Raw genomic sequence first — 21,305 nt, 5'->3', positions numbered from 1 at the left:
CTCGTCGCTTCACCTTTTCTCGCGCGGAGCTAAGGTCGGCCCATGGCCCACGACCACCACGACCATGACCACCACCATGGCCAGGAGCCGCCCTCCGACATGGCGCTGCGGGTGAAGGCGCTGGAGTCGCTGCTGGTGGAGAAGGGGCTGGTCGATCCGGCCGCGCTGGACGCTATCGTCGAGCACTACGAACACAAGGTGGGGCCCAGGAACGGCGCCCGCGTCGTGGCCAAGGCCTGGAGCGATCCGGAGTTCCGCCGGCGCCTGCTGGACGACGCCAGCGATGCCATCGCGGAGCTGGGCTACCTGGGCCGCCAGGGCGAGCACATGGTGGCGGTGGAGAACACACCTGAGGTCCACAACCTTGTCGTCTGCACCCTGTGCTCCTGCTACCCGTGGCCGGTGCTGGGCCTGCCGCCGACCTGGTACAAGTCCTCGCCCTACCGCTCGCGCGCGGTGATCGACCCGCGTGGCGTGCTGGCCGAGTTCGGGACCGAGCTGCCTGAGGATGTCGAGGTGCGGGTCTGGGACTCCACGGCCGAGGTCCGCTACCTCGTCATCCCGCAGCGTCCCGCCGGGAGCGAGGGCCTCGACGAAGAGGCGCTCGCCGCCATGGTCACCCGCGACGGCATGATCGGGACGGCGCGGCTGTGAACGGCGTCCACGACATGGGCGGCATGCACGGCTTCGGCGCCGTCGAACCGGAGCCGGAGGGGACCGTCTTCCACCACAATTGGGAGGGCCGTGCGCACGCGCTCAACCTCGCCTCCCCCACCCGGGCCAACATCGACGCTGGCCGCCACCAGCGCGAGCTGATCCCGCCGGCCGAATACCTGGCGATGAGCTACTACGAGAAGTGGATCCGCGGCCTGAGCGAGCTGCTGGTCCAGCGCGGCCTGGTAACGCCGGAGGAGCTGGCGACCGGCCGGCCGAACCCCACCGCACCCAGGGGAACGCCGCGATTCACGGCCTCCGAGGTCCCGGGGATCATGACCGCCCGCGGCTCCTACGTCCGCGTGATCGAGGCGCAGCCCGCCTTTCAGCCCGGCGACGGCGTGCGGGCCCGCAACATCAACCCGGAAGGCCACACCCGGCTGCCGCGCTACGCGCGCGGAAAGGGCGGCGAGGTGGTGCGCTGGCACGGCGCCCACGTGTTCCCGGACACCAACGCGCACGGGCTCGGCGAAGACCCGCGGCATCTCTATTCGGTCCGCTTCAGCGCCCGCGAACTGTTCGGCGAGCAGGCTCCGGCGAAGGCCAGCGTGTTCCTGGACCTTTGGGAGCCCTACCTTGAGCGCGCCTGACCTGGCCGCCCTGCCGCGGCTGCCGCGCGACGCCGACGGGGCGGTCTTCGCCGAACCCTGGCAAGCGCAGGCCTTCGCCCTGACCGTCAAGCTGCACGAGGCCGGCGCCTTCACCTGGGACGACTGGGCCCGTGCGCTTTCCGAGCAGCTGAAGACCGATCCGGCCGACGATGGCAGCCGCTACTACGAGCACTGGCTGGCGGCTCTGGAGCAGCTGGTGACGGAGCGCCGGCTCGCGCCGGCGGCGAGCTTGGCGGAGAAGAAGCAAGCTTGGGTCGAGGCGTACTTGCGCACACCCCACGGCAAGCCTGTGGAGCTTTAGCGCCCAAGGGATTGCTTTCCCGCGAGGAACAGACAGGTAATGCCGATCGCCCGTCAGGTGCTCGGCAAGAGCAGGCGCGCCCCGGCGGGAACCTTCAGCACCTTTGTACGCTGAAGCTTGTATCGCGAGGGTTGTGTTTGATGGTCCAATACGCAGTGACCCTGAAGGACGGGGACTGGACGGTCTTCTGCGACGGCAAGCCGATGGAGAGCGGCATCAGCCGCTCGGCGGCCATCCAGCTCGCCAAGGACCTGGCGTTCGACGCCGAGGAACGCGGCGAATCCGTCGAGCTCCTGATCCAGGGCTACTACGGCGAGATGTCCCGCCGGCTGACCGGCGGGTCCGACGACTAGCCGCTTGGGCTAGTCCGCCGCCTAGCCGGTCCGCCGCATCTGCTGCTGCAGCTCGCGCTTGGCGCGGGCGTCGGCCTTTTCGCGGGCCTTGCGGTCCTTGCGCTCCTGGCGCTTCAGCTCGAGCTGGTACTGCTCGTCGTTGGCCAGGCGCTCTTCCCGCTCGCGGGCTTCCTGCTCGGCCTTCAGGCGGGCGGCTTCCTTCTCGGCGGCGCGCTTGGCGCGGACTTCTTCCAGCTCGCGCGCCTTGCGCTGCTCGCGGGTCTCGAAGACCTCAGGCTTGACGGTGGGCTTGGGCTTGAACTTTTCGAGGAGAGCTTTGCGCGCCTCGGCTTGCGCCTGCAGACGTTCATCGAAGCTCCCGATCTTCATATTACGCATCGGGACTCTGATCAGGTTTTGAAGTGTGCGGAGGAAAACCCCCGGGACGACGATCCGTTGCCGGGCTCAGCCGACGATTTCGTCGTCCGTGAAGAACTGCGCGATCTCGATCTTCGCATTGTCCAGGCTGTCGGAGCCGTGGACGGAGTTCTCGCCCACGCTCTCGGCGTAGAGCTTGCGGATCGTGCCCTCGGCGGCCTGCGCCGGGTTGGTCGCGCCCATGACCTCGCGGTAACGGGCCACCGCGTTGTCGCCTTCCAGAACCTGCACGACCACCGGCTCGGAGGTCATGAAGTCCACCAGTTCGCCGTAGAACGGACGCTCCTTGTGGACTTCGTAGAACTTCTCGGCCTGGGCGCGGCTCATGCGGATGCGCTTCTGGGCGACGATGCGCAGGCCGGCGTCTTCGATCACCGCATTGACCTTACCGGTCAGGTTCCGCCGCGTGGCGTCCGGCTTGATGATCGAGAAGGTGCGTTCGGTCATGGGTAGGTTTGGCGCTTTCGCTGGATTGGGGAAGCCACGGCGCACGGGCCGCGGAGTGGCGCGCTCTATATAGGCGCAAGCGGGCCGCGCCAAGCGGTCCGGTCAAGTTTTCCCGAAGGGTGTGAAAAGCGCCTCAGGTCTGCTAGATGGCCGCCCATGGCGCAGCGGACTCCGAACCTGGCTCGACCATAGGTCGACATCGCGAACCTCCGCCCGCGGTCGGATCGCCGGCCGCGCCCATGACTCCTGCCCGCTGGTTTCGCCATGCTTCAGATCCGCGATCTCGTCTTCGACGCCTGGGGGCGTCGCTTCTTCGACCAAGCCACCGTCACCCTGCCCAAGGACGCCAAGGTCGGGCTCGTGGGCCGCAACGGCGTGGGCAAGTCCACCCTGTTCCGCCTCATCAAGGGCGAGTTCGTCCCGGGCTCCGGCGAGCTCAGCCTGCCGAAGCAGGCGCGGTTCGGCTCCGTCGACCAGGAGCACCCTTCCACGCCCGTGCCGCTGCTGGACACGGTGCTGGCCGCCGACGTGGAGCGGGCGAGCCTGCTCGAGCAGCTGGAGACCGCCGATCCCGAGCACATGGGCGAGATCTACAACCGGCTGATCGAGATCGACGCCGACCGGGCGCCCTCCCGCGCGGCCGAGATTCTGGCCGGCCTGGGCTTCTCGAACGCGGATCTCGCGCGGCCGATGTCCGAGTTCTCCGGCGGGTGGCGGATGCGCGTGGCGCTGGCCGCGGCCCTGTTCGCCGAGCCCGACCTGCTGCTGCTCGACGAGCCGACCAACTACCTCGACCTGGAAGGCGCGCTGTGGCTGGAGGCCCGCCTGCGCAAGTACCCCAACACCGCCATCGTCATCAGCCACGACCGCGAGCTGCTCAACAACTCGGTGGACCACATCCTCCACCTGAAGGACGGCAAGCTCGACCTCTACGCCGGCGGCTACGACAGCTTCGAGCGCCAGCTCACCGAGCGGCTGCGCCTGCAGGAGTCCATGCGCGCCAAGATCGAGGCGAGGCGGGCGCACATGCAGTCCTTCGTCGACCGCTTCAAGGCCAAGGCCTCGAAGGCCCGCCAGGCGCAGTCGCGGATGAAGGCCATCGCCAAGCTGCCCCCGGTGGCCGCGGTGGTGGAGGAGCACGTGGCGCCCTTCACCCTGCCCTCGCCCGAACGGCCCCTGCCCCCACCGCTGCTGCGGTTCGAGGATGCGGCGGTGGGCTACGGCGGGCCGCCGATCCTGCGGAAGCTGAACCTGCGGCTCGACCTCGACGACCGCATCGGCCTGCTTGGCGTCAACGGCGCGGGCAAGTCGACCTTCGCCAAGCTGGTGGCGGGCGCGCTGACGCCGGAGACCGGGCGCTTCCACCGCAGTCAGCGGATGAAGGTGGGTTGGTTCCACCAGCACCAGATCGAGGCGATGGATCCCACCGACACGCCGCTGGAGATCATCCGGCGCGCGCTGCCGCACGAGACGGAGGCCAGGCGCCGCTCGAAACTCGCGCAGTTCGGCCTCGGCTTCGACAAGCAGGACACCACGGTCGCCAACCTGTCGGGCGGCGAGCGGGCGCGGCTGTTGCTCAACCTCGTGGCCATGGAGGCCCCTCACCTCCTGATCCTCGACGAGCCCACCAACCACCTCGACATCGACAGCCGCCGGGCCCTGCTGGAGGCGCTGAACGACTACGAGGGCGCGGTGATCCTGATCACCCACGACCGCTCGCTGATGGAGCTGGTCGCCGACCGGCTGTGGCTGGCCGCCGACGGCGGGATCACCCCCTTCGAGGGCGACATGGAGGACTACGCCAAGTTCGTCCTGGACCGCGCCCGCGCCGCCGCCCGTGCGCCGACCCAGGTGAAGGGGGAGCCGGAGCCGGCGCCCCCGCCTCCTCCGCCGGCGAAGGCGAAGGTCCCCACCGGCCCGGCGCGCCGCCGCGCTGAGACGGCGGAAGCCGCCCTGGCGCGGGCGAGCGAAGCCGTGGCGGCCCTCGACGCCAAGCTCGCCGACCCGGCCACCTTCAAGGACCCGGCCAAGGCCGCCGACCTCGGCCGCCAGCGCGCAAAGGCCCAGGCCGCCGTCGAAGCCGCCGAGCAGGAGTGGCTGGCGGCGCAGGAAGCCTATGAAAACCTGAAGGCTTCTGCGGGCTAGCGGAACACGGCAGCGCTTTCCGGGTTTCGAACCCGGGTAGGCTGGAGTGTAGTGATGGGGCTGGACACCGCGCGCAGCGCGCTGCCGATCGTCTTCGACCGGTGCGCCGGCTGGCTGCATCAGGCGCCCGCCGATGTCGGGGTCCTGATGCTGAGCCCCTGGGGCTTCGAGGAGCTCTCCATGCGCCGCAGCTGGCGCATGCTGGCCGACGCCCTGGCAAGGGCGGGCTACCCCTGCCTCAGGTTCGACTATCCCGGGACCGGCGACTCCGCCGGCGAGCCGCGCGACATCGCGGCCGTCGACACCCTGACCGCCGCCGCCGTGCGCGCGGCCGAAGAGCTGCGCCGGCTCGGTGGCGTGCGCCGGCTCGTGGTGCTGGGGCAAGGCCTGGGCGCGGCGGTGGCCACGCTCGCCGCCTCGCAGATCGAGGCCAACGGCCTTGCGCTGCTGGCGCCGGTGAGCCGCGGCCGGGAGCACCTGCGCGAGCTGTCCGTCTGGGGCGCGATGGTCGCCGAGACCCTTGGCTTCACCCCCGAGCCCGGCTCGGTGGCGGGTTTCGAGTTCCCGCAGGAGCTGACGGACTCGCTCCGCACCCTGGACCTCACCCAGCTTGCCCGGGCGCCCTCCGCCGTCCTGGTGGTGGGCCGCAAGAGCGAGGTGCGCCTCGCCGACCACCTGCGAGGCCTCGGCGCCAAGGTCACCGAGATCGCCTACGAAGGCTACGAGGCGGCGGTCGGCAACCCGACCGCGGCGCGGCCGCCGGTCGCCACGATCGAGGTGGTGACCGCCTGGGTCGGCGACAACTTCCCCACCGCTCCCGCGCCCGAGGCCCAACTACCGGCGCCGGCGGTGCTGGCGGGCGACGGCTTCACTGAGGAGCACGTGCAGTTCGGGCCCGGCCGGCGGCTGTTCGGCGTGCTCTGCGAGCCGCAGGGGCCGCGCACCGGCGCCACCGTCTTGATGCTCAGCGCCGGCGGCGATCCCCACGCCGGCTGGGCCCGGTCCGGCGTCGACCAGGCGCGCGCCCTGGCCCGGGCCGGCGTCGCCTCCTTCCGCATGGACGCCGCCGACGTCGGCGACAGCGACGGGCCGCTCTCGGCGGAGCCGCCGCGACTCTACGACGGCGCTCACATCGACGACGCGATCATGGCGGTCGACCTGCTGGAGACCCGCGGCTTCGGCCCCGTCCTGCCGCTCGGCCGCTGCTCGGGCGCCTTCGTGGCCTTCAACGCGGCCGTTCGCGACGAGCGCCTGCGGGACCTGGTTCTGGTCAACCAGCGCCGGTTCGTGTGGGACCGCGACGGCAAGGTGGAGCTGGCCTCGGACCAGGTCGACCACTACCGCCGCCAGGCGAAGGACCCGAAGAAGCTGCTCGCGCGCGTGCTCAAGGGCGAGGTCAACCTCGTCGCCGTCGCCGTGAAACTAGGCCGCTCCGGCCTGGCGGTGGTGATGGGCCTGCTGGGCGGCCACGGACGGAAGCTCGACGGCGCCGCGAAGGCCGCGTTCCAGACGCTGAAGCAGCGCAATGTGCGCGTCACCCTGCTCTACAGCCGCGACGGCGACGGACACCGCGATTTCGCCGGCTACTTCGGCGAGGACGGTCGGCGGCTGAGGCGCTGCGCCGACCTGGAGCTGATCTACCTCGACGACGCCGACCATGGGCTAACGCCGCGCCATGCGCGCGAAGCCCTGCTCAGCCTGGTAACCGAGCGCGCGCTGTGGCCGCCGGCCGCCCCGGGCTCAGTAGCCGCCGGCGACGCGTCCGCCCGGCAGGAGGACCTCGCCCTGCGGCCTGGCGTCGGCGGGGGCGCCCTGCCGGCGCACTAGCCGCACGCGCCGCGGTTCGCCGGGCGCCAGCGGGAGGCCGTCGTCTTGCGGCCGGAACGCCGCGTCCGAGATGTGCACATACCGCTGCAGCGTGGAGCTGGTGAGCACGACCTCCTCGCCTTCCAGCCGCACGTCGACCACGCCGCCGGCCAAGCCGGAGCGGGGCCCGGCGAAGTGGAACACCTCGCTCAGCACCCCCTCACCACGGACCAGCTGCACGCGCACCGCCTCGTGCGCCCGCGGCCCGAAACGGTAGGCGTAGCTTAGGTCGTAGAACCGGCCGACGAGGGCGAAGGCGGACAGCTCCTGCGTCGAGCGCGGCTCAAGCACGACAGGCTTGCAGACGTCGATCACCGGCGGGCCGTCGGCGCCCAGCACGCTTAGCCGCACCTCGGCCGCCACCGGCGTGGCGGTCTCGTTGATGAGGTACACGGCGAGACCGTTCACACCCTCGTCGGTGATCAGCGCCTGGATCGGCTGGAAGATCCGCTTCAGCGCATACCAGGCCGGCTTGGGCTCGCCCGTGGAGTCGATCACGCCCCAGCCGGCGCCCGGGACCAGGTCGCGCAGGGTCCAGACCAGGCCGCCGGCGCAGGGGCTGCGCGTGCGCCGCCACTCGGCGAACACCGCCGCCATCACCTCGCCCGACACGATGCGCGATAGGTCCAGGTAGAGTTGCGGGTCCTCCCGGCGCAGCCGTGCGGGATCCAGCTCGAACAGCCGTCCCAGGTAGTGGTCGCGGGTGTCCTCAAAGTCCCAGCTCGCCCCACGGTCCCGCGGCACGGCCGCCTTCCAGCGCGGGTCGTGCACCGCCGGAACCGGCAGATGTCTCGCCAGCGTCTCGGGTTGCGGGACGTTGGCGAACGCCAGGCACTCGGAGGCGAACTTCACATCCGCGCGGCGGGCGTCCTCCAGCGGCCGCTCGTACGCGCCGACGCCGTAGTAGTGGGTCACCGCCTCGTCCGCCGCGAAGGGCAGCGGCCCGCCCCACGGCGTGTTGGGCACATAGGGAACATCGGGGCGTGTCTCGGCCGCGGCCTGGGGGAGGACCTCGTCGAACAGGGGCCATTGCAGGTCGGCCGGCAGCCCCATCATCGTCGCCTGCTGCAGCACCTCGCTGCCGCCGCAGAGCATGGCGAGCGACGGGCAGCCCTGGGTCATGGCGAGGAAGGCCTTCGCCTCGTCGCGCACAGCCGCGGCGAACGTCGCGTCGGCGACGGGATAGTCGAAGTTGGCGAACATGAAGTCGTGCCAGACCAGCAGACCGAGCTCGTCGCAGACCTCGAAGAACCGTCGGCTCTCGTAGAGGCCGACCCCGCTCACGCGGACCATGTTCATCCCGGCCTCCCGGGCGAGCCGCAGGGTCGGCTCGGGATCGGCGCCGGGGTCCAGCAGGTCAGGCGCGATCCAGCAGGCGCCGCGGCAGAACACCTCTTCGCCGTTGACCAGCAGGGCAAACTCCCGGCCATCGCGGCCGCGGTCGACGGCGAGGTGGCGGAAACCGACCCGCCCGAGGCTGAACTCGCGACCGGCGGCGCGCAGCACCACCGGATAGAGCGGCTGGGCGCCATACCCAGCCGGCTGCCAGGCCTCGGCGCCCCAAGCGTCAAGCTCGCCCGAGATCCGTCCGTCCTCCGGCGTCAGCTCCACGGAGCCTCCGGCGCAGGCGACGGTGATCGGCCCTTCGATCCCGCGCAGCGTCGCCTCGACGTGGAGGCCGGGACTGCCGTCCCATTCGGCGCGCAGGCGGACACGATCCACGCCCGGTTCGGCCGGATCCTCGATGCGAACCGGCCGGTAGGGTCCCACGATGTCCACGGGCGGGCACCAGCCGGGCATGTGGCCGAGCGTCGTCGTGCGCACCAGCCGCAGACCCTGGCTGTCCATCATCATCGGCCGCCAGCGGGCGCGCGGCCCCTTCGCCTGCAGGTGCGGATCAAGCGCGCGGAAGCAGAGCCAAAGCGTCGCCAGGCCGCGGATGTCGGCTTCCACATGCTGCGGCCGGAACATGCTGCGCGACGCGAATAGCGGCGTCTCGTCCAGCCAGCCGTCGGCGATCGTCGCCAGGCCTTCGAAGCACAGCCGCCGGCGGCCGGCGTCGGGAAGGCTCACGCGATACCAGACGTCCTTGTCATGCAGCGGCTCGGGCGCGGCGCGCCGCCAGCGACCGGCGCGCTCCAGCGCAAGGGCCGCGGTTCCAGGGACTGGCGCAGGGATCCAGTCGGTGAGCTTCGCGGCCTCGGCGGGTCCTGCGCAGGCGCCCGACGGCGTGACGGCCAGGGACCAACCGTCCGTGAGCTCAGCCATGTTCGCTCAGGCGGCGTCGCGGACCGCCGCGGCCTCGACGAGGGCGTCCCAGGCGTCGGCGGCCGGATCGAGCGAGGCGGCGAGCGTGTCGAACTTCCGCCGGGCCACGGCGCGGGCGAGCTGGAACTGTGCGGCCTTGGCCGACTCGGCGATCAGCGCGCACGCCGAGGCGCGGATGTCCTGGCCGTCAAACAGCCAGTCGAGGCCGGCGCCCAGCAGGTCGTAGTTGGCGCCCAGGAGCCGCAGGTTGTGGAAGGCGAAGTCGTGGAAGGCTTCCATCGGGCGGCCGACCAGCCCCTGCGCCTGCTCGGCGAACACGGCCTGGAACTTGCGGATCGGGTTCTCGGCCGGGCGGCGGGTCCAGTCGCGGGCAAGGATGATCGCCGCGCGCGCCTTCAGGTCATCTTCGCTCAGCCGCAGGGGCTCGAGGGTGGTGAACTCCACGTAGGGCCGGAACGGCATGCGGTCGGCCGGCGCCGGGGCGAACAGTCCGTCGAAATCCTCGCCTTCCAGGGCGAAGTAGCCGGCGTTGTGAAAGTACTCGAGGCGGCGGCTGTCGAGGTCGATCCGGTTGATGCCGATGGTGGTCTTGCCGTGCTGCACCCGGTAGGCCGCCTGGCGGGTGTCGGGGAGGAAGAACGGGTCCACCTCGACGAGGCAGAGCCGGCCGCGGGCCATCTGCCGGACCACGTGCTGCTCGACGGGATCATAGAGCGCCAGCTCCTGCACCCGCAGGCCATAGAGCGTTTCCAGGTCCTCCAGCGGAATCTTGGAGAAGCCGAACTGGTCGCCCTCAAAGTCCTGCCGGGCGGCAAAGCCAAACGCGGCTTCCGGGGGGAGGCCGAGCGCGTGCAGCAACTCGATCCAGAGGTCGAGATAGCAGTTGGTCTCGGCCCAGCAGCGCTCCGGCCCGTGCAGCCGGTGCGGCCGGTAGGTCGCTGGATCGAGGTGGGGCAGCAGGGCCGGCACGCCTACCCCCACAGCAGCCCGCGCACGTCGGTCGGCCAGTCGCGCGGGTCGAAGCCGTGGTGCTTGAACAGCGCCAGCGCGATCCGCTCCAGGCCGAAGCCGACACAGGCGGTGTGTCCCGGCCCGCCGTCGGCGAGCTGGACGCCCCAGGTGCCGGCGAAGTGGTCCTGGTGGTAGTTGAACGACAGGCAGGCGGTGGGCTGCGGATTGGCGACCGGGATCACCATCTCCAGCTTCAGGCCCTGGTCGCGCTGGTTGACCTTCATCATCTTGCCGGCGCGGCCGAAGAACGGGTCGTTGGCGGGCACCACGTCATAGGGCAGGCGCAGGGCGCCGATGATCCCCTCGGCCCGTTTGATCCAGCCGGCGCGGAAGGCCTGCACCTGCTCGGCGGTCCCCAGGCGCACGTACTCGCGCATCCGGAACAGCTGCATGCGCGCGGGGTCGGCGCTGGGCTCGTGGCGGAAGCAGTAGGACTGGACGTCGAACAGCCGCCCTTCCGGCGGCAGCGGACCCTGCGCGGCCACCATCGGATAGATCGGGTAGCAGGCCGCGGGCGTGAGCGCGATGTCAGTCGGCTCCTGGCCCTTGGTCCAGTCCTCGCCGCTGTCCAGGGCGGCCAGCAGCTCCATGTGATCATGGTCGCCGCCGCAGAAGGAATGAACCGTTCCCGCCAGTTGCGGGAAGCTCTTCATGTAGCCGCTGGTCTCCAGCTGGCGCCGCGTCATGGCCGGCGGGAAGCGGATCACCTCGGGATTATCGCGGCCGCCTTCGGCGGTCACCAGCGCCTCGAAGCGGCAGATCACGTCCTCGAAGGTCCCGCTGCGGCCGTAGAGGCCATCGACGCCGGTAGGGATCAAGAGACCCGCGCCGATCAGCTGGTCGAGGTAGCTCAGGGTGGCGTCCATGGTTCAGGCCCTCCGGGGCTGGCGCTGGATGAGCAGCATCTGACCGGCGGCGGAGAGGATCCGGTCGTTGCCGATCATCAGTCTGGCGGAATGGATGTCGCGCAGGTGGCGGCCGAGGCTGTAGGGGCCGCCGTTCTTGTAGCCCTGCAGGCCGCAGATCATCATCGTCTCGTCCACGACCTCGAGGGCGGTGGTGGAGACGCAGACCTTCAGCGCATTCATGGCGAGCGCGAGGGAGAGCGTCGGCGAGGCGTCGCTATCGGCCTTCATCTCCTCCCACCGCTCGAGGCATTCGCGGATCGCGCCCTCGATCATGCGGTAGCGGGTGAAGGCTTCGGCCAGCCGCGCCGCGCCGGGCGGGATGGAGCCCGGCTGCTTCTTGGCTTCCGCGGTGACGAAGGCCTGGGCGCGGGCCAGGGCGTCGCTGGCGACGCCGGCCCAGACGCTGCTCCACAGGAGGTGTGAGACGGCGACCATCGATTCTGCAGCGATGTCGGCGAACGGCATCGGCAGGATCTGCTCGAGCGCCGCCTCGGCCTTCAGCCGATAGCCGTGGGAGCAGGTCCCGCGCATGCCGAGCGCGTCCCAGTTCACGAACCGGTCGAGCTCGCACTGGTCCTTCATGAGCACGCAGAGGACCTGGTCCGACGAGGGCGCGTCGGCGTCACGCCGGGCGGTCGCGAAGATCGCGTCGGCCTGCTCGCCGTAGGAGATCACCGGCGCGGCCTTTGCGAGCGTGAACCGCTCGCCGTCGGCCTCCACCGCGCAGATGGAGTGGCGCAGGTCGCCGCCGACCCCGGCCTCGGTGGTGGCCGAGGCGAACAGCAGCTGCTCGGCCACGGTGCGGGCCATCAGCTCACGGTGCCAGGCGCCGTCCATACCGCAGTCGATGAGGTTGGCCATGTTGATCTGGTGCATGGCGAAGACCATGCCGGCCGAGGCGCAGGCCGAGCCGAGCTCGCTGCAGATCCAGGCGATCTCGCCGAGGCTCGCGCCCTCTCCCCCCATCTCGGGCGGGACCGCCACGCTCATGAGCCGTTCGGCCTTCAGGGCTGTGAGGGCTTCGGAGGGGAAGCGGCCGTCCCGGTCCACCTCATCCGCATGCTCGGCCGCCGCTGCGACCGCGACGCGGACCCGTTCGGCCAGGCTCGCGCCGGCGACGGCCCCCACGGGCTTCATGCTGCGAGCTTTCCGGGCGCGAGCTCTTCAACGGCGCGGGCGATGGCCGCGATGCTGCGGAAGGTCTGACGGTTCAGCATCTCCTCCGGGAACTCGATCTCGAACGCCTCTTCCAGCGCCAGCATCAGCTGCACCGAGGCGAACGACTTCATGCCCGCGCGGTAGAGGTCGTCGTCGTCGCCGATCTGGCCGATGGCGACGGGAAGGCCGGCATGAGCGCCAACCAGTTCGCGAATGGTCTCGATCATCCCCAGAATGCCCTTACTGCGTGCGACGCCAGGATGCGTCTGCCACTGGATCCAACAGCCGCGCTTTGAACACCTTGGCCGTGGATTCCGTTGCAAAGCTCGTTGATTTAGTTCGCCAAGCTTTGCCGTAGGCCGAAGGAACCATCGAACGCGCCGGGCATTGGCGCGAGCGTTCGGGACCGAGTGAGGGATAGCCATGCCGCGGCCGCTGCGCCACTTCGCCTTGGACCTGGCTCCGCTGCTGGTGCTGGCGGGCGCGGGCGTCACCCTGCTGCGCGACACGGCTCCCCCGAAGGCGAAGGCACGCTGGCACGAGCGCGGCCGCGGCCGAGAGGCGACCTCCCCGCGCCAGATCCCGGCCCGCGGCTGGAAGGACATCCTGCTGCGGACCAAGACCGAGTTCCAGGAAGACCAGATCCCGATGATTGCGGCGGGCGTGACCTTCTACACCCTGCTGGCCTTCTTCCCGGCCCTGGGCGCCTTCGTGGCGCTCTACGGACTGTTCGCCGATGCGGCCGAGGCCCAGAAGCACCTGCAGCTCCTGGCCTTCATGCTGCCGCCCGACGCGCTGAAGTTCATCGGCGAGCAAATGGTGCGCCTGGCCGCCGGCAACGAGGGCGGGCTGTCGTTCGCGTTTGTGTCCGGCCTCCTGCTCTCCATCTGGAGCGCGAACGGGGCGATGAAGGCCATGATGACCGGCCTCAACATCGCCTACGACGAGACCGAGAAGCGCAAGTTCGTCCGCAAGACCGCGACCTCGCTGGCCTTCACGGTGAGCTTCCTGCTGTTCGTGCTGGTGGCGTGCGGCGTGCTCGCGGCGGGCCCGGCGATCGAGACCTTCGTTGGCCGCGAGGCGGTGACCCTGTTCCGCTGGATCAGCTACCCGCTGCTGCTGGTCGGCATGGCCGGCGGACTGGCGGCTCTATATCGCTACGGCCCGAGCCGCGACCGGGCCCAGTGGCGCTGGATCAGCTGGGGGAGCGTCGTGGCGCTGCTCGCCTGGATCGCCGCCTGCGCGGCGTTCTCCATCTACGTCGGCAACTTCGCCCACTACGACAAGACCTACGGCCCGCTCGGCGCGGTGATCGGATTCATGATGTGGAGCTGGCTGTCGACCGTCGTCATCCTGTTCGGCGCCGAGCTCAACGCCGAGATCGAGCACCAGACGGCGGTGGACACCACCACAGGCGCCCCGAAACCGCTGGGATTCCGGGGCGCCAAGATGGCCGATACGGTCGGGGCCGCCCAGGACAAGGCCCGCAAGCCCTCTGGACGGCCCCCGAAGATGTCGAAGGCGGCGTGAAGCCCCGCCTTTAGGTGATGTGCTTGGGGCTGATCGGGTCGGAGCCCGGGAAGGTCTCCTCGATGGCCTCGTCGAGCAGCGCCTCCTGGCGACCCTCGTCGTTGGTCTCTTTGCCGGCCAGCTGGTCGTGCTTCTCGCCTTCCGCGAGCGGCTCGTCGGCGCGGCGGGCGTGCGGCGTCTCGATGTGCCGGTCTTCCGGGCGGCAGGTCCCGTCCACGGCCATGTCGGCGGTCGAGCCGCTGGAGCCATGCTCGAAGGCCCGCTTGGCCTCTTCCTCGGTCTGCTTGTGGGGCATCGGAAAGGTGTCCTTTGAGGTGGCGTCTAGACCGTAACCCCTGAGCCCCCCGCCGGTTTCGTTTCAAACGCTTGTTTGACGTTGCGTCAGCCGCCTAGGTTCAGCTTGCCGCCGGGCCGTTCCGGCGGCCGCGTTCTCAGGGCGGGGTGGAAGTCCCCACCGGCGGTAATGCCCTCATCCGAGGGACGAGCCCGCGGGCGCCTGTGTCGCAAGACGCAGGGACTAGCAGACACCGGTGCGATCCCGGGGCCGACGGTTAGAGTCCGGTTATGAGAACCGCTGCAGGCGCACGCCCGGATACCGTCCGGAGCGCGTCCTCGGCGCCTCCCTGAGTCGTGGTTCATCAACCCGTCAGGGAGATACGACCATGACCCAAGTCTCTTACGAACTCCCCACCGCCAACGGCGCCTTCCGGGCCGCGCGGATCGCCTTCGTGCAGTCGCTGTGGCATCGCGACATCGTCGACGAAGCGCATGCCGGCTTTATCGAGGAGATGGACGGCCTCGGCTTCCCATCGGCCGTCATCGACCGCTTCGAGGTCCCCGGCGCCTTCGAGATCCCGCTGCACGCCCAGACGCTCGCGCGCACGGGGCGATACGCTGCTGTCGTGGCGGCAGCGTTCGTCGTGAACGGCGGAATCTACCGCCACGAGTTCGTGGCCGAGACGGTGGTGCGCGCGTTGATGCAGGTGCAGCTGGCCACCGACATGCCGGTCTTCTCGGTGGTGCTGACGCCGCACCACTTCCATGAGCACGACGTCCACCGGCGCTTCTTCCACGGCCACTTCCGGGCGAAAGGCCAGGAAGCGGCGCAGGCGTGTGCGACGACGCTCGAGAGCCTCGCGCGGCTGGCGGCTTGAGGAGGCGGCGATGAACACCACGACAGCACCTCCCGCCGGCTTCGTCCGGCACGACCGCAAGAGCCCTCTCACGGACCCGTGGGAGCCGATCTGGGCGCGCACCTCCGGCGACGTGGTGGTGCTCGGCGTGCGCGCCGACGAGCCGCACTGCAACAGCCGCGGCTTCGTGCACGGCGGGCTGATCTCGGCGCTGGCGGACAATGCCATGGGCCTGGCCTGCGGGCGCCGTACGGGCCAGCCGGGGATGGTCACCGTCAGCCTCTCGGTCGACTTCCTGACGGCCGCCATGAAGGGCCAGTGGCTGGAATTCGACACGGTCTTCGTGAAGCCGGGGTCCACGCTCTGCTTCGCGCAGGCTTTCGTCACCGCGAACGGACAGCCGTGCGCCCGGGCCGACGCCGTGTTCCGGGTCGTCAGCCGGAGGGTCGCGGCATGACCGCCTACATCGTCGCCCAGCTCACCATCCATGACCGCGAGCGCTACGCCCGCTACGCCGCGGCCTTCCTGCCCACGCTGAAACCCTTCGGCGGACGCCTGCTTGCGGCCGATGAGGCGCCGGAGCTGATGGAAGGCGCCTGGGACCACGAGAAGCTGAACGTTATCGCCTTCCCGGACAAGGCGGCCGCCCGGGCCTGGGCGGCCTCTGCGGCCTATCAGGCGATCGCGCCTGACCGGCTCGCGGCGAGTGACGCCGTCGTATTGCTGGTGGAGGGCTTCGGCTGATCCGGCGCCCGCCGCGTCTCTGTGAGCGTGGATCACGGAGACGCGGCGGAGATGTCGTTTGCTGCGCCGCACCAACGGGGGCATTGGTGCCCCCGCCGTGAGGAGAGCTCACGGAGCGTACCGTTCGGCTACGAAACGCGGTAAGCCTGCCGCATCAGTGAGCTGAGGTCACATGGCCAAGCGCCGGCTCCTCCCCCTGACCGCCCTGCGCGCCTTCGAGGCGTTCGCGCGCCACGGCAAGATGAGCCTGGCCGCCGACGAGCTCTGCGTGACGCACGGCGCCGTCAGCCGCCAGGTCCGCAGCCTCGAGCGGCTCTGCGGCGCGCGGCTCACCCAGGGGCCACGCAACGCGCTGAAGCTGACGGAAGCCGGCGAGCGCCTGGCCCGATCGCTGGGCAGCACGTTCGACGAGATCGAGCGCAGCTTCCTCGAGTTACGGGCCGACGCCGACCGCGAGCTGCACATCTCCTGCGTAGGGACGCTTGCCATGAAGTGGCTCATCCCGCGCCTCTCGGGCTTCAACAGCCGCCACCCGGACTTGAACATCCGCGTCACCGAGGCTTACCGGCCGGTGGACTTTGCTCGCGAGCCGTTCGACGCGGCCATCCGGCTGACCGATGCAGGGCCTGTGGAAGGCATGACGGCGACGCCGCTGCTGGACAACTATCACGGGCCGGTGGTGGCCCCTGCCCTGCTCGGCGCCGGCGCCGAGATCGCCGAACTCTCCCGCCTGCCGCGCCTCCACACCCGCTCGCACCCGCAGGCCTGGGCCGAGTGGGCGGAGCACGCCGGCATGCCCCTGGGCGAAGCCCGCGAGCACCGGGAGTTCGAGCACATCTTCTATACGCTGGAGGCGGCGCTCGCAGGCCTGGGGGTAGGCATCATCCCGTGGATCTACGTCGCAGGCGACGTTGCGGCTGGGCGGCTCGTCGCTCCCTTCGGCTTCGTCCGGACCCCGAACCGCTTCCAGCTGATGCTGCCTGAGAGCCCGAAGAAGGGCATCGCTGCCTTCCGCGACTGGCTGGTGGAGGAAGCCGCCAAGGCGCCGCCCCCGCCCCTGGCCGAGCCGCTCATCGCCTGAGATGGGTGCGACAATAAGACGGCGCCATGCGGCGCCATTTGTGACGGCTGTGGCGCCGGCGTCATTTCTAAGGCTTACAGCGTAACCTAGCCTCCCTGCTGCGCCGCCTGACGGCGTGAGGGGATTCTCCGCACAATGAACTACCGCGCACTCCTGTTCGCCGCCGCCTCGGCCGCGACGCTCTACGCCGGCGCCGCCGCGGCGCAGGCGCAGCCCGCCACGATCAACTCCGAAGTCGAGGAGCTCGTCGTCACCGGCACCCGCACCGAGGGCCGCTCGCGTCTCGACACGCTCGCGCCCGTCGACGTGATCAGCAACGAGGCGATCACCCGGCAGGGCACGTCCACGGAACTGGCGCAGGCGCTCTCCAACCTGACGCCCGCCATCGACTTCCCGCGCCCGGCGATCACCGACGGCACCGACCACGTGCGCCCGGCCACGCTGCGCGGCCTCGCGCCCGACCAGACGCTGGTGCTGGTGAACGGCATGCGCGGCCACGTCTCGGCCCTGGTGGCCGTGAACGGCTCGATCGGCCGCGGCTCCACTTCGTTCGACCTGAACACCATTCCGACCGTCGCGGTCGAGCGGGTCGAGATCCTGCGCGACGGCGCCTCGGCCCAGTACGGCGCCGACGCGATCGCCGGGGTGCTGAACATCCGCCTGCGCGAGGCCCGCGAGGGCGGGGGCGTCACCGCCAGCTATGGCATCCACAAGACCAAGGTCGCCACTTCCCGCGGCAGCCGTGACGCCAACGACGGCCTGCAGGAGTCGGTGTCGGCTTGGCAGGGGCTGCCGATCGGCGAGGAAGGCTTCCTCACCATCTCGGGCGAGTACGCCCTGCGCCACGCGACCAACCGGTCGGACTTCGCGAACCCGACGGCGCTGCCGAACTACGGCCGCCCGATCATCCTCGGCCGCTACGGCGACCCGTACGTGCGCAGCTGGTCGCTCTACGGCAACGCCGGCATGCCGCTGAACGAGACGTGGGAGCTGTTCGGCTATGCCGGCTACCAGCACCGCGACACCAGCGCCGCGGCCACCGCGCGGGCCTACAACAACGCCAACAACGTGGCCGCGCTGACGCCCGGCGGGTTCCTGCCGCGCATCGACACCGACATTGACGACTGGAACGTCCAGGGCGGCGTCCGCGGCGAGATGATGGGCTGGCGGACCGAACTGGGCGTCAGCTACGGCCGCAACGATCTCGAGTACTACACGGTGAACTCGGTCAACGCCTCGTTCGGCGCGGCCTCGAAGCGCGACTTCTACGCGGGCTCGCTCGGCTACGGGCAGTTCCTGGTGAACCTGAACCTGTCGCGGCCCTTCGAGGTCGGGCTGGTGAAGCCGCTGAACGTCGCCGTCGGCCTGGAACACCGCCGCGAGGCGTTCGAGATCGGCGCCGGCGAGCCCGCCTCCTACACCGTGGGCCCGATCACCTCGGCCGCGGGCGTGAGCCAGGGCTTCCCCGGCTTCCGCCCCGCCAACGAGGTGGACGTCGACCGCAACAACTGGTCGGCCTACGTCGACCTGGAAGGCAACCTCACCGAAGCGTTCAGCTTCGACGTGGCGGCCCGGTTCGAGGACTATTCCGACTTCGGGTCCAAGACGACCGGCAAGGTCGCGGCCCGCTACGACTTCTCGCCGGAGTTCGCCCTGCGGGGTTCGGTGTCCACGGGCTTCAAGGCGCCAGCCCTGCAGCAGCGGTTCTTCACCTACACCTCGACCAACAACGTCCTGGTGGGCTCGAGCTTCCAGCTGATCGAGATCGGCACCTTCCCGGTGGCCCACCCGGTGGCCGTCGCGCTGGGCGCCAAACCGCTGGAGCCGGAGACCTCCACCAACTACGCGATTGGCGCGGTGTGGCGGACGGGTCCGCTGGAGGTGACGGTCGACGCCTACCACATCGACCTCGAGAACCGGATCGTCCTCTCGGAGAACCTGCCGAACTCCAACACGCCGGCAGCCACGACGGCGGTGATTAACGCGATCCTGGCGCCCTTCGGCGTCTCCGGCGCGCGCTTCTTCATCAACGGGGTGGACACCACCACCCGGGGCGTCGACATCGTCGCGCGCTATCGGATGGAGGCGCTCGGCGGCCGCGTGGACCTGACCGCGGCGGGCAACTTCAACCGGACCGAGGTGACCAAGATCCCGGCGCTGCCCTCGATCACCAGCCTGCCGCAGCCGGCCTTCGTGTTCGACCGCGGCAACCGGCTGACCTTCGAGGAGGGCACGCCGGACATGAAGCTGGTGCTGCAAGCCGACTACACGGCCGGTCCCTTCGGGCTGACGGCCAAGGGCACGCACTACGCCAGCGTCCTGGTGCCGAACAACAACCCGACCTTCGACTACCAGACGGGCGAAGCCACCCTGCTGGACCTCGAAGCGCGGTGGGAATTCGACATGGGCGTCCGCCTGGCGGTGGGGGTGAACAACCTCACCGACGAGTATCCGAACTTCACGCCGGGCAACATCAACAGCCCGACCGGATCGATCGGCTTCCCAGGCTACTCGCCGTTCGGCTTCAACGGCCGGTTCTGGTACGCCCGCATCGGCTACAACTGGTAGCCGCCGGAAAACGGCTGAGCGACAGCGGCGCGGGGCTCACGTCCCGCGCCGTTTTCGTTCTACGGTGACGCCATGAGCGAGCAGACGCACACCGGCCGCTGCCTCTGCGGCGCCGTCACGTTCGAGGTGTCCGGCCCGGCCAAGTGGACCGGCTACTGCCACTGTCACAGCTGCCGCAAGCACACCGGCGCGCCGGTCTCGGCCTTCGCCGGCTTCGAGCGCGACCAGGTGCGGATGACGGGCCAGCCGCTCGCCAGGTTCGCCTCCTCGCCGGGCGTCCAGCGCGGCTTCTGCGCCAGGTGCGGCTCGACCATCAGCTACGAAGGCGAGCGCTGGCCGAGCGAGTTCCACGTGCACGTCGGCGCCTTCGACAGACCGGAAGACTTCGCGCCGACCGGACAGGGATTTCCGGAGGAGCGGATCGCATGGCTCCACCTCGAAATGCCGGCGCCGCCATAGCGAAGCTTGTCCACAGCCGAGCTCCGAAACTTGGGGACAAGGTGACGCGCGACAGGCTTGTCACAGTCCCGGCCGCGTCTCGTTTGGGCTATGCCCTTAACCCATGGCAATCGTCCCAGCGCTCGACCTGCGTCCCCTTTCCAACGACGTCGAAATCCCCCACGTGCCGGCCAACATCGAGGCCGAGCAGGCGCTGCTGGGCGCGCTGCTGTACGACAACGCCGCGTTCGAGCGCATCGGCGACTATCTGCAGGCGCGGCACTTCTACGAGCCGTTCCACCAGCGCCTCTTCGAGTCAATCGAGACCAACATCCGCAAGGGCCAGCTGGCCGAGCCGATCCTGCTGGCGGAATCCTTCAGCCGCGATCCGGCGTTCGAGGAGCTGGGCGGCGTCCGCTATCTCGCCGACCTCGTCGACCGCGCCCCGCCGGCGGCCAACGCCGCCGACTACGCCCGCGCCGTCTACGACCTGGCGCTGCGCCGCGACCTGATCCGCATCGGCGGCGACATCTCCACCCAGGCCGCGCAGGGTGACGCCGAGCTTTCCGCACGCGACCAGATCGAACAGGCCGAGCAGCAGCTGTTCCAGCTGGCCGAGACCGGCGGGGTTTCACAGGGGTTCGTCACCTTCGCCGACGCCCTGCACGGCGCCGTCACCATGGCCGCCGAGGCGCACAGCCGCGAAGGCGGTCTCGCCGGTCTTTCCACGGGCCTCATCGACCTTGACCAGAAGATCGGCGGCATGCACCCGTCCGACCTGATCATCCTGGCCGCGCGTCCCTCCATGGGTAAGACGTCCCTGGCCTGTAACATCGCCTTCGACGTGGCGCGCAACTACGCCTGGGAGCCGCAGCCCGACGGCTCGAAGAAGACGGTGCGCGGAGGTGTTTGCGCCTTCTTCTCGCTGGAAATGAGCGCCGAGCAGCTGGCCATGCGCCTGCTCGCCGAAGTCTCCGGCGTATCCGGCGACCGGCTGCGCAAGGGCGAGATTGACGCGTCCGAGTTCGGCCGCATCCGCGACGCCGCGCTGGAGATCCAGGAGGCGCCGCTCTACATCGACGCCACCGGCGGCATCACCATCGCCAAGCTGGCCGCCCGCGCGCGCCGTCTGAAGCGGATGGTCGGCCTCGACCTGATCGTCGTCGACTACCTGCAGCTGGTCACCGGCGGCACGGGCAGCTCCGACAACCGGGTGCAGGAAGTCTCGATGATCACCCAGGGCCTCAAGGCGCTGGCCAAGGAGCTCTCGGTCCCGGTGATGGCGCTGTCGCAGCTGTCGCGCCAGGTCGAGAACCGCGAGGACAAGAAGCCCCAGCTCTCCGACCTGCGTGAGTCCGGCTCGATCGAGCAGGACGCCGACATGGTCATGTTCGTCTACCGCGAAAGCTACTATCTGAGCCGCATGGAGCCGCGCGAAGGCACCGAGGAGCACTTCAAGTGGCAGGAGCAGATGGAGCAGGTGCACGGGCTCGCCGAGATTATCATCGGCAAGCAGCGTCACGGCCCCATCGGCACGGTGAAGCTGTCGTTCAACGAGGACATCACCAAGTTCGGCAACCTGGCGCGCGACGGCCGCTACGAGGTGCGCTGA

At 69.9% G+C, this 21,305-nt stretch carries 22 protein-coding genes and 1 riboswitch; of the genes, 14 read left to right on the top strand and 8 right to left on the bottom strand.

Going from position 1 to position 21,305, the window contains the following annotated elements:
- Nucleotides 1-42: 42 nt before the first annotated feature.
- From nthA to VIL76_RS01910, 4 genes are all read left to right on the top strand, one after another.
- Nucleotides 43-654 (top strand): nitrile hydratase subunit alpha, encoded by a 612-nt coding sequence (gene nthA, locus VIL76_RS01925; protein WP_332043289.1) that lies wholly within the window; start codon nucleotides 43-45, stop codon nucleotides 652-654.
- A complete protein-coding gene (gene nthB, locus VIL76_RS01920) occupies nucleotides 651-1,304 on the top strand; it encodes a nitrile hydratase subunit beta (RefSeq protein WP_332043288.1) in 654 nt (217 codons plus the stop codon). Before nthA ends, nthB begins: the two co-directional genes overlap by 4 nt.
- Nucleotides 1,291-1,626, top strand: a complete 336-nt coding sequence (locus tag VIL76_RS01915; RefSeq protein WP_332043287.1) for a nitrile hydratase accessory protein — start codon at nucleotides 1,291-1,293, stop codon at nucleotides 1,624-1,626. Before nthB ends, VIL76_RS01915 begins: the two co-directional genes overlap by 14 nt.
- Nucleotides 1,627-1,766: 140 nt before the next feature.
- Nucleotides 1,767-1,979 (top strand): hypothetical protein, encoded by a 213-nt coding sequence (locus tag VIL76_RS01910; RefSeq protein WP_332043286.1) that lies wholly within the window; start codon nucleotides 1,767-1,769, stop codon nucleotides 1,977-1,979.
- A gap of 21 nt (nucleotides 1,980-2,000) precedes the next feature.
- Here the strand turns inward: VIL76_RS01910 and VIL76_RS01905 are convergent, their stop codons facing one another.
- Both VIL76_RS01905 and ndk read right to left on the bottom strand, forming a co-directional pair.
- Nucleotides 2,001-2,357, bottom strand: a complete 357-nt coding sequence (locus VIL76_RS01905) for a DUF6481 family protein (RefSeq protein WP_332043285.1) — start codon at nucleotides 2,355-2,357, stop codon at nucleotides 2,001-2,003.
- A 66-nt stretch (nucleotides 2,358-2,423) separates the two neighbouring features.
- Complete coding sequence (ndk, locus tag VIL76_RS01900; RefSeq protein ID WP_332043284.1) at nucleotides 2,424-2,843, bottom strand: nucleoside-diphosphate kinase; 420 nt, start codon at nucleotides 2,841-2,843, stop codon at nucleotides 2,424-2,426.
- Between the two features lie 264 nt (nucleotides 2,844-3,107).
- Here ndk and VIL76_RS01895 point away from each other — a divergent pair, with 264 nt between their 5' ends.
- On the top strand, nucleotides 3,108-4,988 hold the full coding sequence (locus VIL76_RS01895) for an ABC-F family ATP-binding cassette domain-containing protein (protein ID WP_332043283.1): 1,881 nt from the start codon (nucleotides 3,108-3,110) through the stop codon (nucleotides 4,986-4,988).
- A 54-nt stretch (nucleotides 4,989-5,042) separates the two neighbouring features.
- Nucleotides 5,043-6,815, top strand: a complete 1,773-nt coding sequence (locus VIL76_RS01890) for an alpha/beta fold hydrolase (RefSeq protein WP_332043282.1) — start codon at nucleotides 5,043-5,045, stop codon at nucleotides 6,813-6,815.
- Here VIL76_RS01890 and VIL76_RS01885 read toward each other — a convergent pair.
- Genes VIL76_RS01885 through VIL76_RS01865 form a run of 5 tightly spaced genes read right to left on the bottom strand, consistent with a single transcriptional unit; the run spans nucleotide 6,729 to nucleotide 12,426 of the window.
- The gene (locus tag VIL76_RS01885; protein ID WP_332043281.1) at nucleotides 6,729-9,122 is read right to left on the bottom strand and encodes a hypothetical protein; all 2,394 of its coding nucleotides are present in this window, start codon (nucleotides 9,120-9,122) and stop codon (nucleotides 6,729-6,731) included. The genes VIL76_RS01890 and VIL76_RS01885 overlap by 87 nt on opposite strands.
- 6 nt (nucleotides 9,123-9,128) lie before the next feature.
- The gene (locus VIL76_RS01880; RefSeq protein WP_332043280.1) at nucleotides 9,129-10,091 is read right to left on the bottom strand and encodes a DUF1839 family protein; all 963 of its coding nucleotides are present in this window, start codon (nucleotides 10,089-10,091) and stop codon (nucleotides 9,129-9,131) included.
- A gap of 2 nt (nucleotides 10,092-10,093) precedes the next feature.
- Nucleotides 10,094-10,999: an amino acid--[acyl-carrier-protein] ligase gene (locus VIL76_RS01875; RefSeq protein WP_332043279.1), complete on the bottom strand. Its 906-nt coding sequence runs from the start codon at nucleotides 10,997-10,999 to the stop codon at nucleotides 10,094-10,096.
- Nucleotides 11,000-11,002: 3 nt separating this feature from the next.
- Nucleotides 11,003-12,178, bottom strand: a complete 1,176-nt coding sequence (locus VIL76_RS01870; protein ID WP_332043278.1) for an acyl-CoA dehydrogenase family protein — start codon at nucleotides 12,176-12,178, stop codon at nucleotides 11,003-11,005.
- The gene (locus tag VIL76_RS01865) at nucleotides 12,175-12,426 is read right to left on the bottom strand and encodes an acyl carrier protein (RefSeq protein WP_332043277.1); all 252 of its coding nucleotides are present in this window, start codon (nucleotides 12,424-12,426) and stop codon (nucleotides 12,175-12,177) included. Before VIL76_RS01865 ends, VIL76_RS01870 begins: the two co-directional genes overlap by 4 nt.
- A 196-nt stretch (nucleotides 12,427-12,622) precedes the next feature.
- Between VIL76_RS01865 and VIL76_RS01860 the strand changes: the two genes are divergently transcribed.
- A complete protein-coding gene (locus VIL76_RS01860; RefSeq protein ID WP_332043276.1) occupies nucleotides 12,623-13,729 on the top strand; it encodes a YihY/virulence factor BrkB family protein in 1,107 nt (368 codons plus the stop codon).
- Between the two features lie 10 nt (nucleotides 13,730-13,739).
- On the opposite strand, the gene VIL76_RS01855 is transcribed toward VIL76_RS01860, so the two are convergent.
- Nucleotides 13,740-14,024 (bottom strand): hypothetical protein, encoded by a 285-nt coding sequence (locus tag VIL76_RS01855; RefSeq protein ID WP_332043275.1) that lies wholly within the window; start codon nucleotides 14,022-14,024, stop codon nucleotides 13,740-13,742.
- 128 nt (nucleotides 14,025-14,152) lie between these two features.
- Nucleotides 14,153-14,306: riboswitch (FMN riboswitch) on the top strand.
- 85 nt (nucleotides 14,307-14,391) lie between these two features.
- Here VIL76_RS01855 and VIL76_RS01850 point away from each other — a divergent pair.
- The 7 genes from VIL76_RS01850 to VIL76_RS01820 all read left to right on the top strand — a co-directional run bounded on the left by VIL76_RS01850 (nucleotide 14,392) and on the right by VIL76_RS01820 (nucleotide 21,305).
- Nucleotides 14,392-14,883: a 6,7-dimethyl-8-ribityllumazine synthase gene (locus tag VIL76_RS01850; protein ID WP_332043274.1), complete on the top strand. Its 492-nt coding sequence runs from the start codon at nucleotides 14,392-14,394 to the stop codon at nucleotides 14,881-14,883.
- A 10-nt stretch (nucleotides 14,884-14,893) separates the two neighbouring features.
- Nucleotides 14,894-15,319: a PaaI family thioesterase gene (locus tag VIL76_RS01845; RefSeq protein ID WP_332043273.1), complete on the top strand. Its 426-nt coding sequence runs from the start codon at nucleotides 14,894-14,896 to the stop codon at nucleotides 15,317-15,319.
- Nucleotides 15,316-15,606 carry a DUF1330 domain-containing protein gene (locus VIL76_RS01840; protein WP_332043272.1) on the top strand — a complete coding sequence of 97 codons (291 nt, stop codon included), beginning with the start codon at nucleotides 15,316-15,318 and terminating at the stop codon, nucleotides 15,604-15,606. Before VIL76_RS01845 ends, VIL76_RS01840 begins: the two co-directional genes overlap by 4 nt.
- A 172-nt stretch (nucleotides 15,607-15,778) precedes the next feature.
- Nucleotides 15,779-16,687, top strand: coding sequence for a LysR substrate-binding domain-containing protein (locus VIL76_RS01835; protein WP_332043271.1), 909 nt, complete (start codon nucleotides 15,779-15,781; stop codon nucleotides 16,685-16,687).
- 135 nt (nucleotides 16,688-16,822) lie between these two features.
- Nucleotides 16,823-19,255, top strand: coding sequence for a TonB-dependent receptor (locus VIL76_RS01830; RefSeq protein WP_332043270.1), 2,433 nt, complete (start codon nucleotides 16,823-16,825; stop codon nucleotides 19,253-19,255).
- A gap of 72 nt (nucleotides 19,256-19,327) precedes the next feature.
- Nucleotides 19,328-19,714, top strand: coding sequence for a GFA family protein (locus VIL76_RS01825; protein ID WP_332043269.1), 387 nt, complete (start codon nucleotides 19,328-19,330; stop codon nucleotides 19,712-19,714).
- 103 nt (nucleotides 19,715-19,817) lie between these two features.
- Nucleotides 19,818-21,305 (top strand): replicative DNA helicase, encoded by a 1,488-nt coding sequence (locus VIL76_RS01820; RefSeq protein ID WP_332043268.1) that lies wholly within the window; start codon nucleotides 19,818-19,820, stop codon nucleotides 21,303-21,305.

Origin of the sequence: Phenylobacterium sp., from assembly GCF_036563285.1 — a bacterium.
Lineage (GTDB): Bacteria > Pseudomonadota > Alphaproteobacteria > Caulobacterales > Caulobacteraceae > Phenylobacterium.
This window is presented reverse-complemented; position numbering and strand designations above follow the sequence as displayed.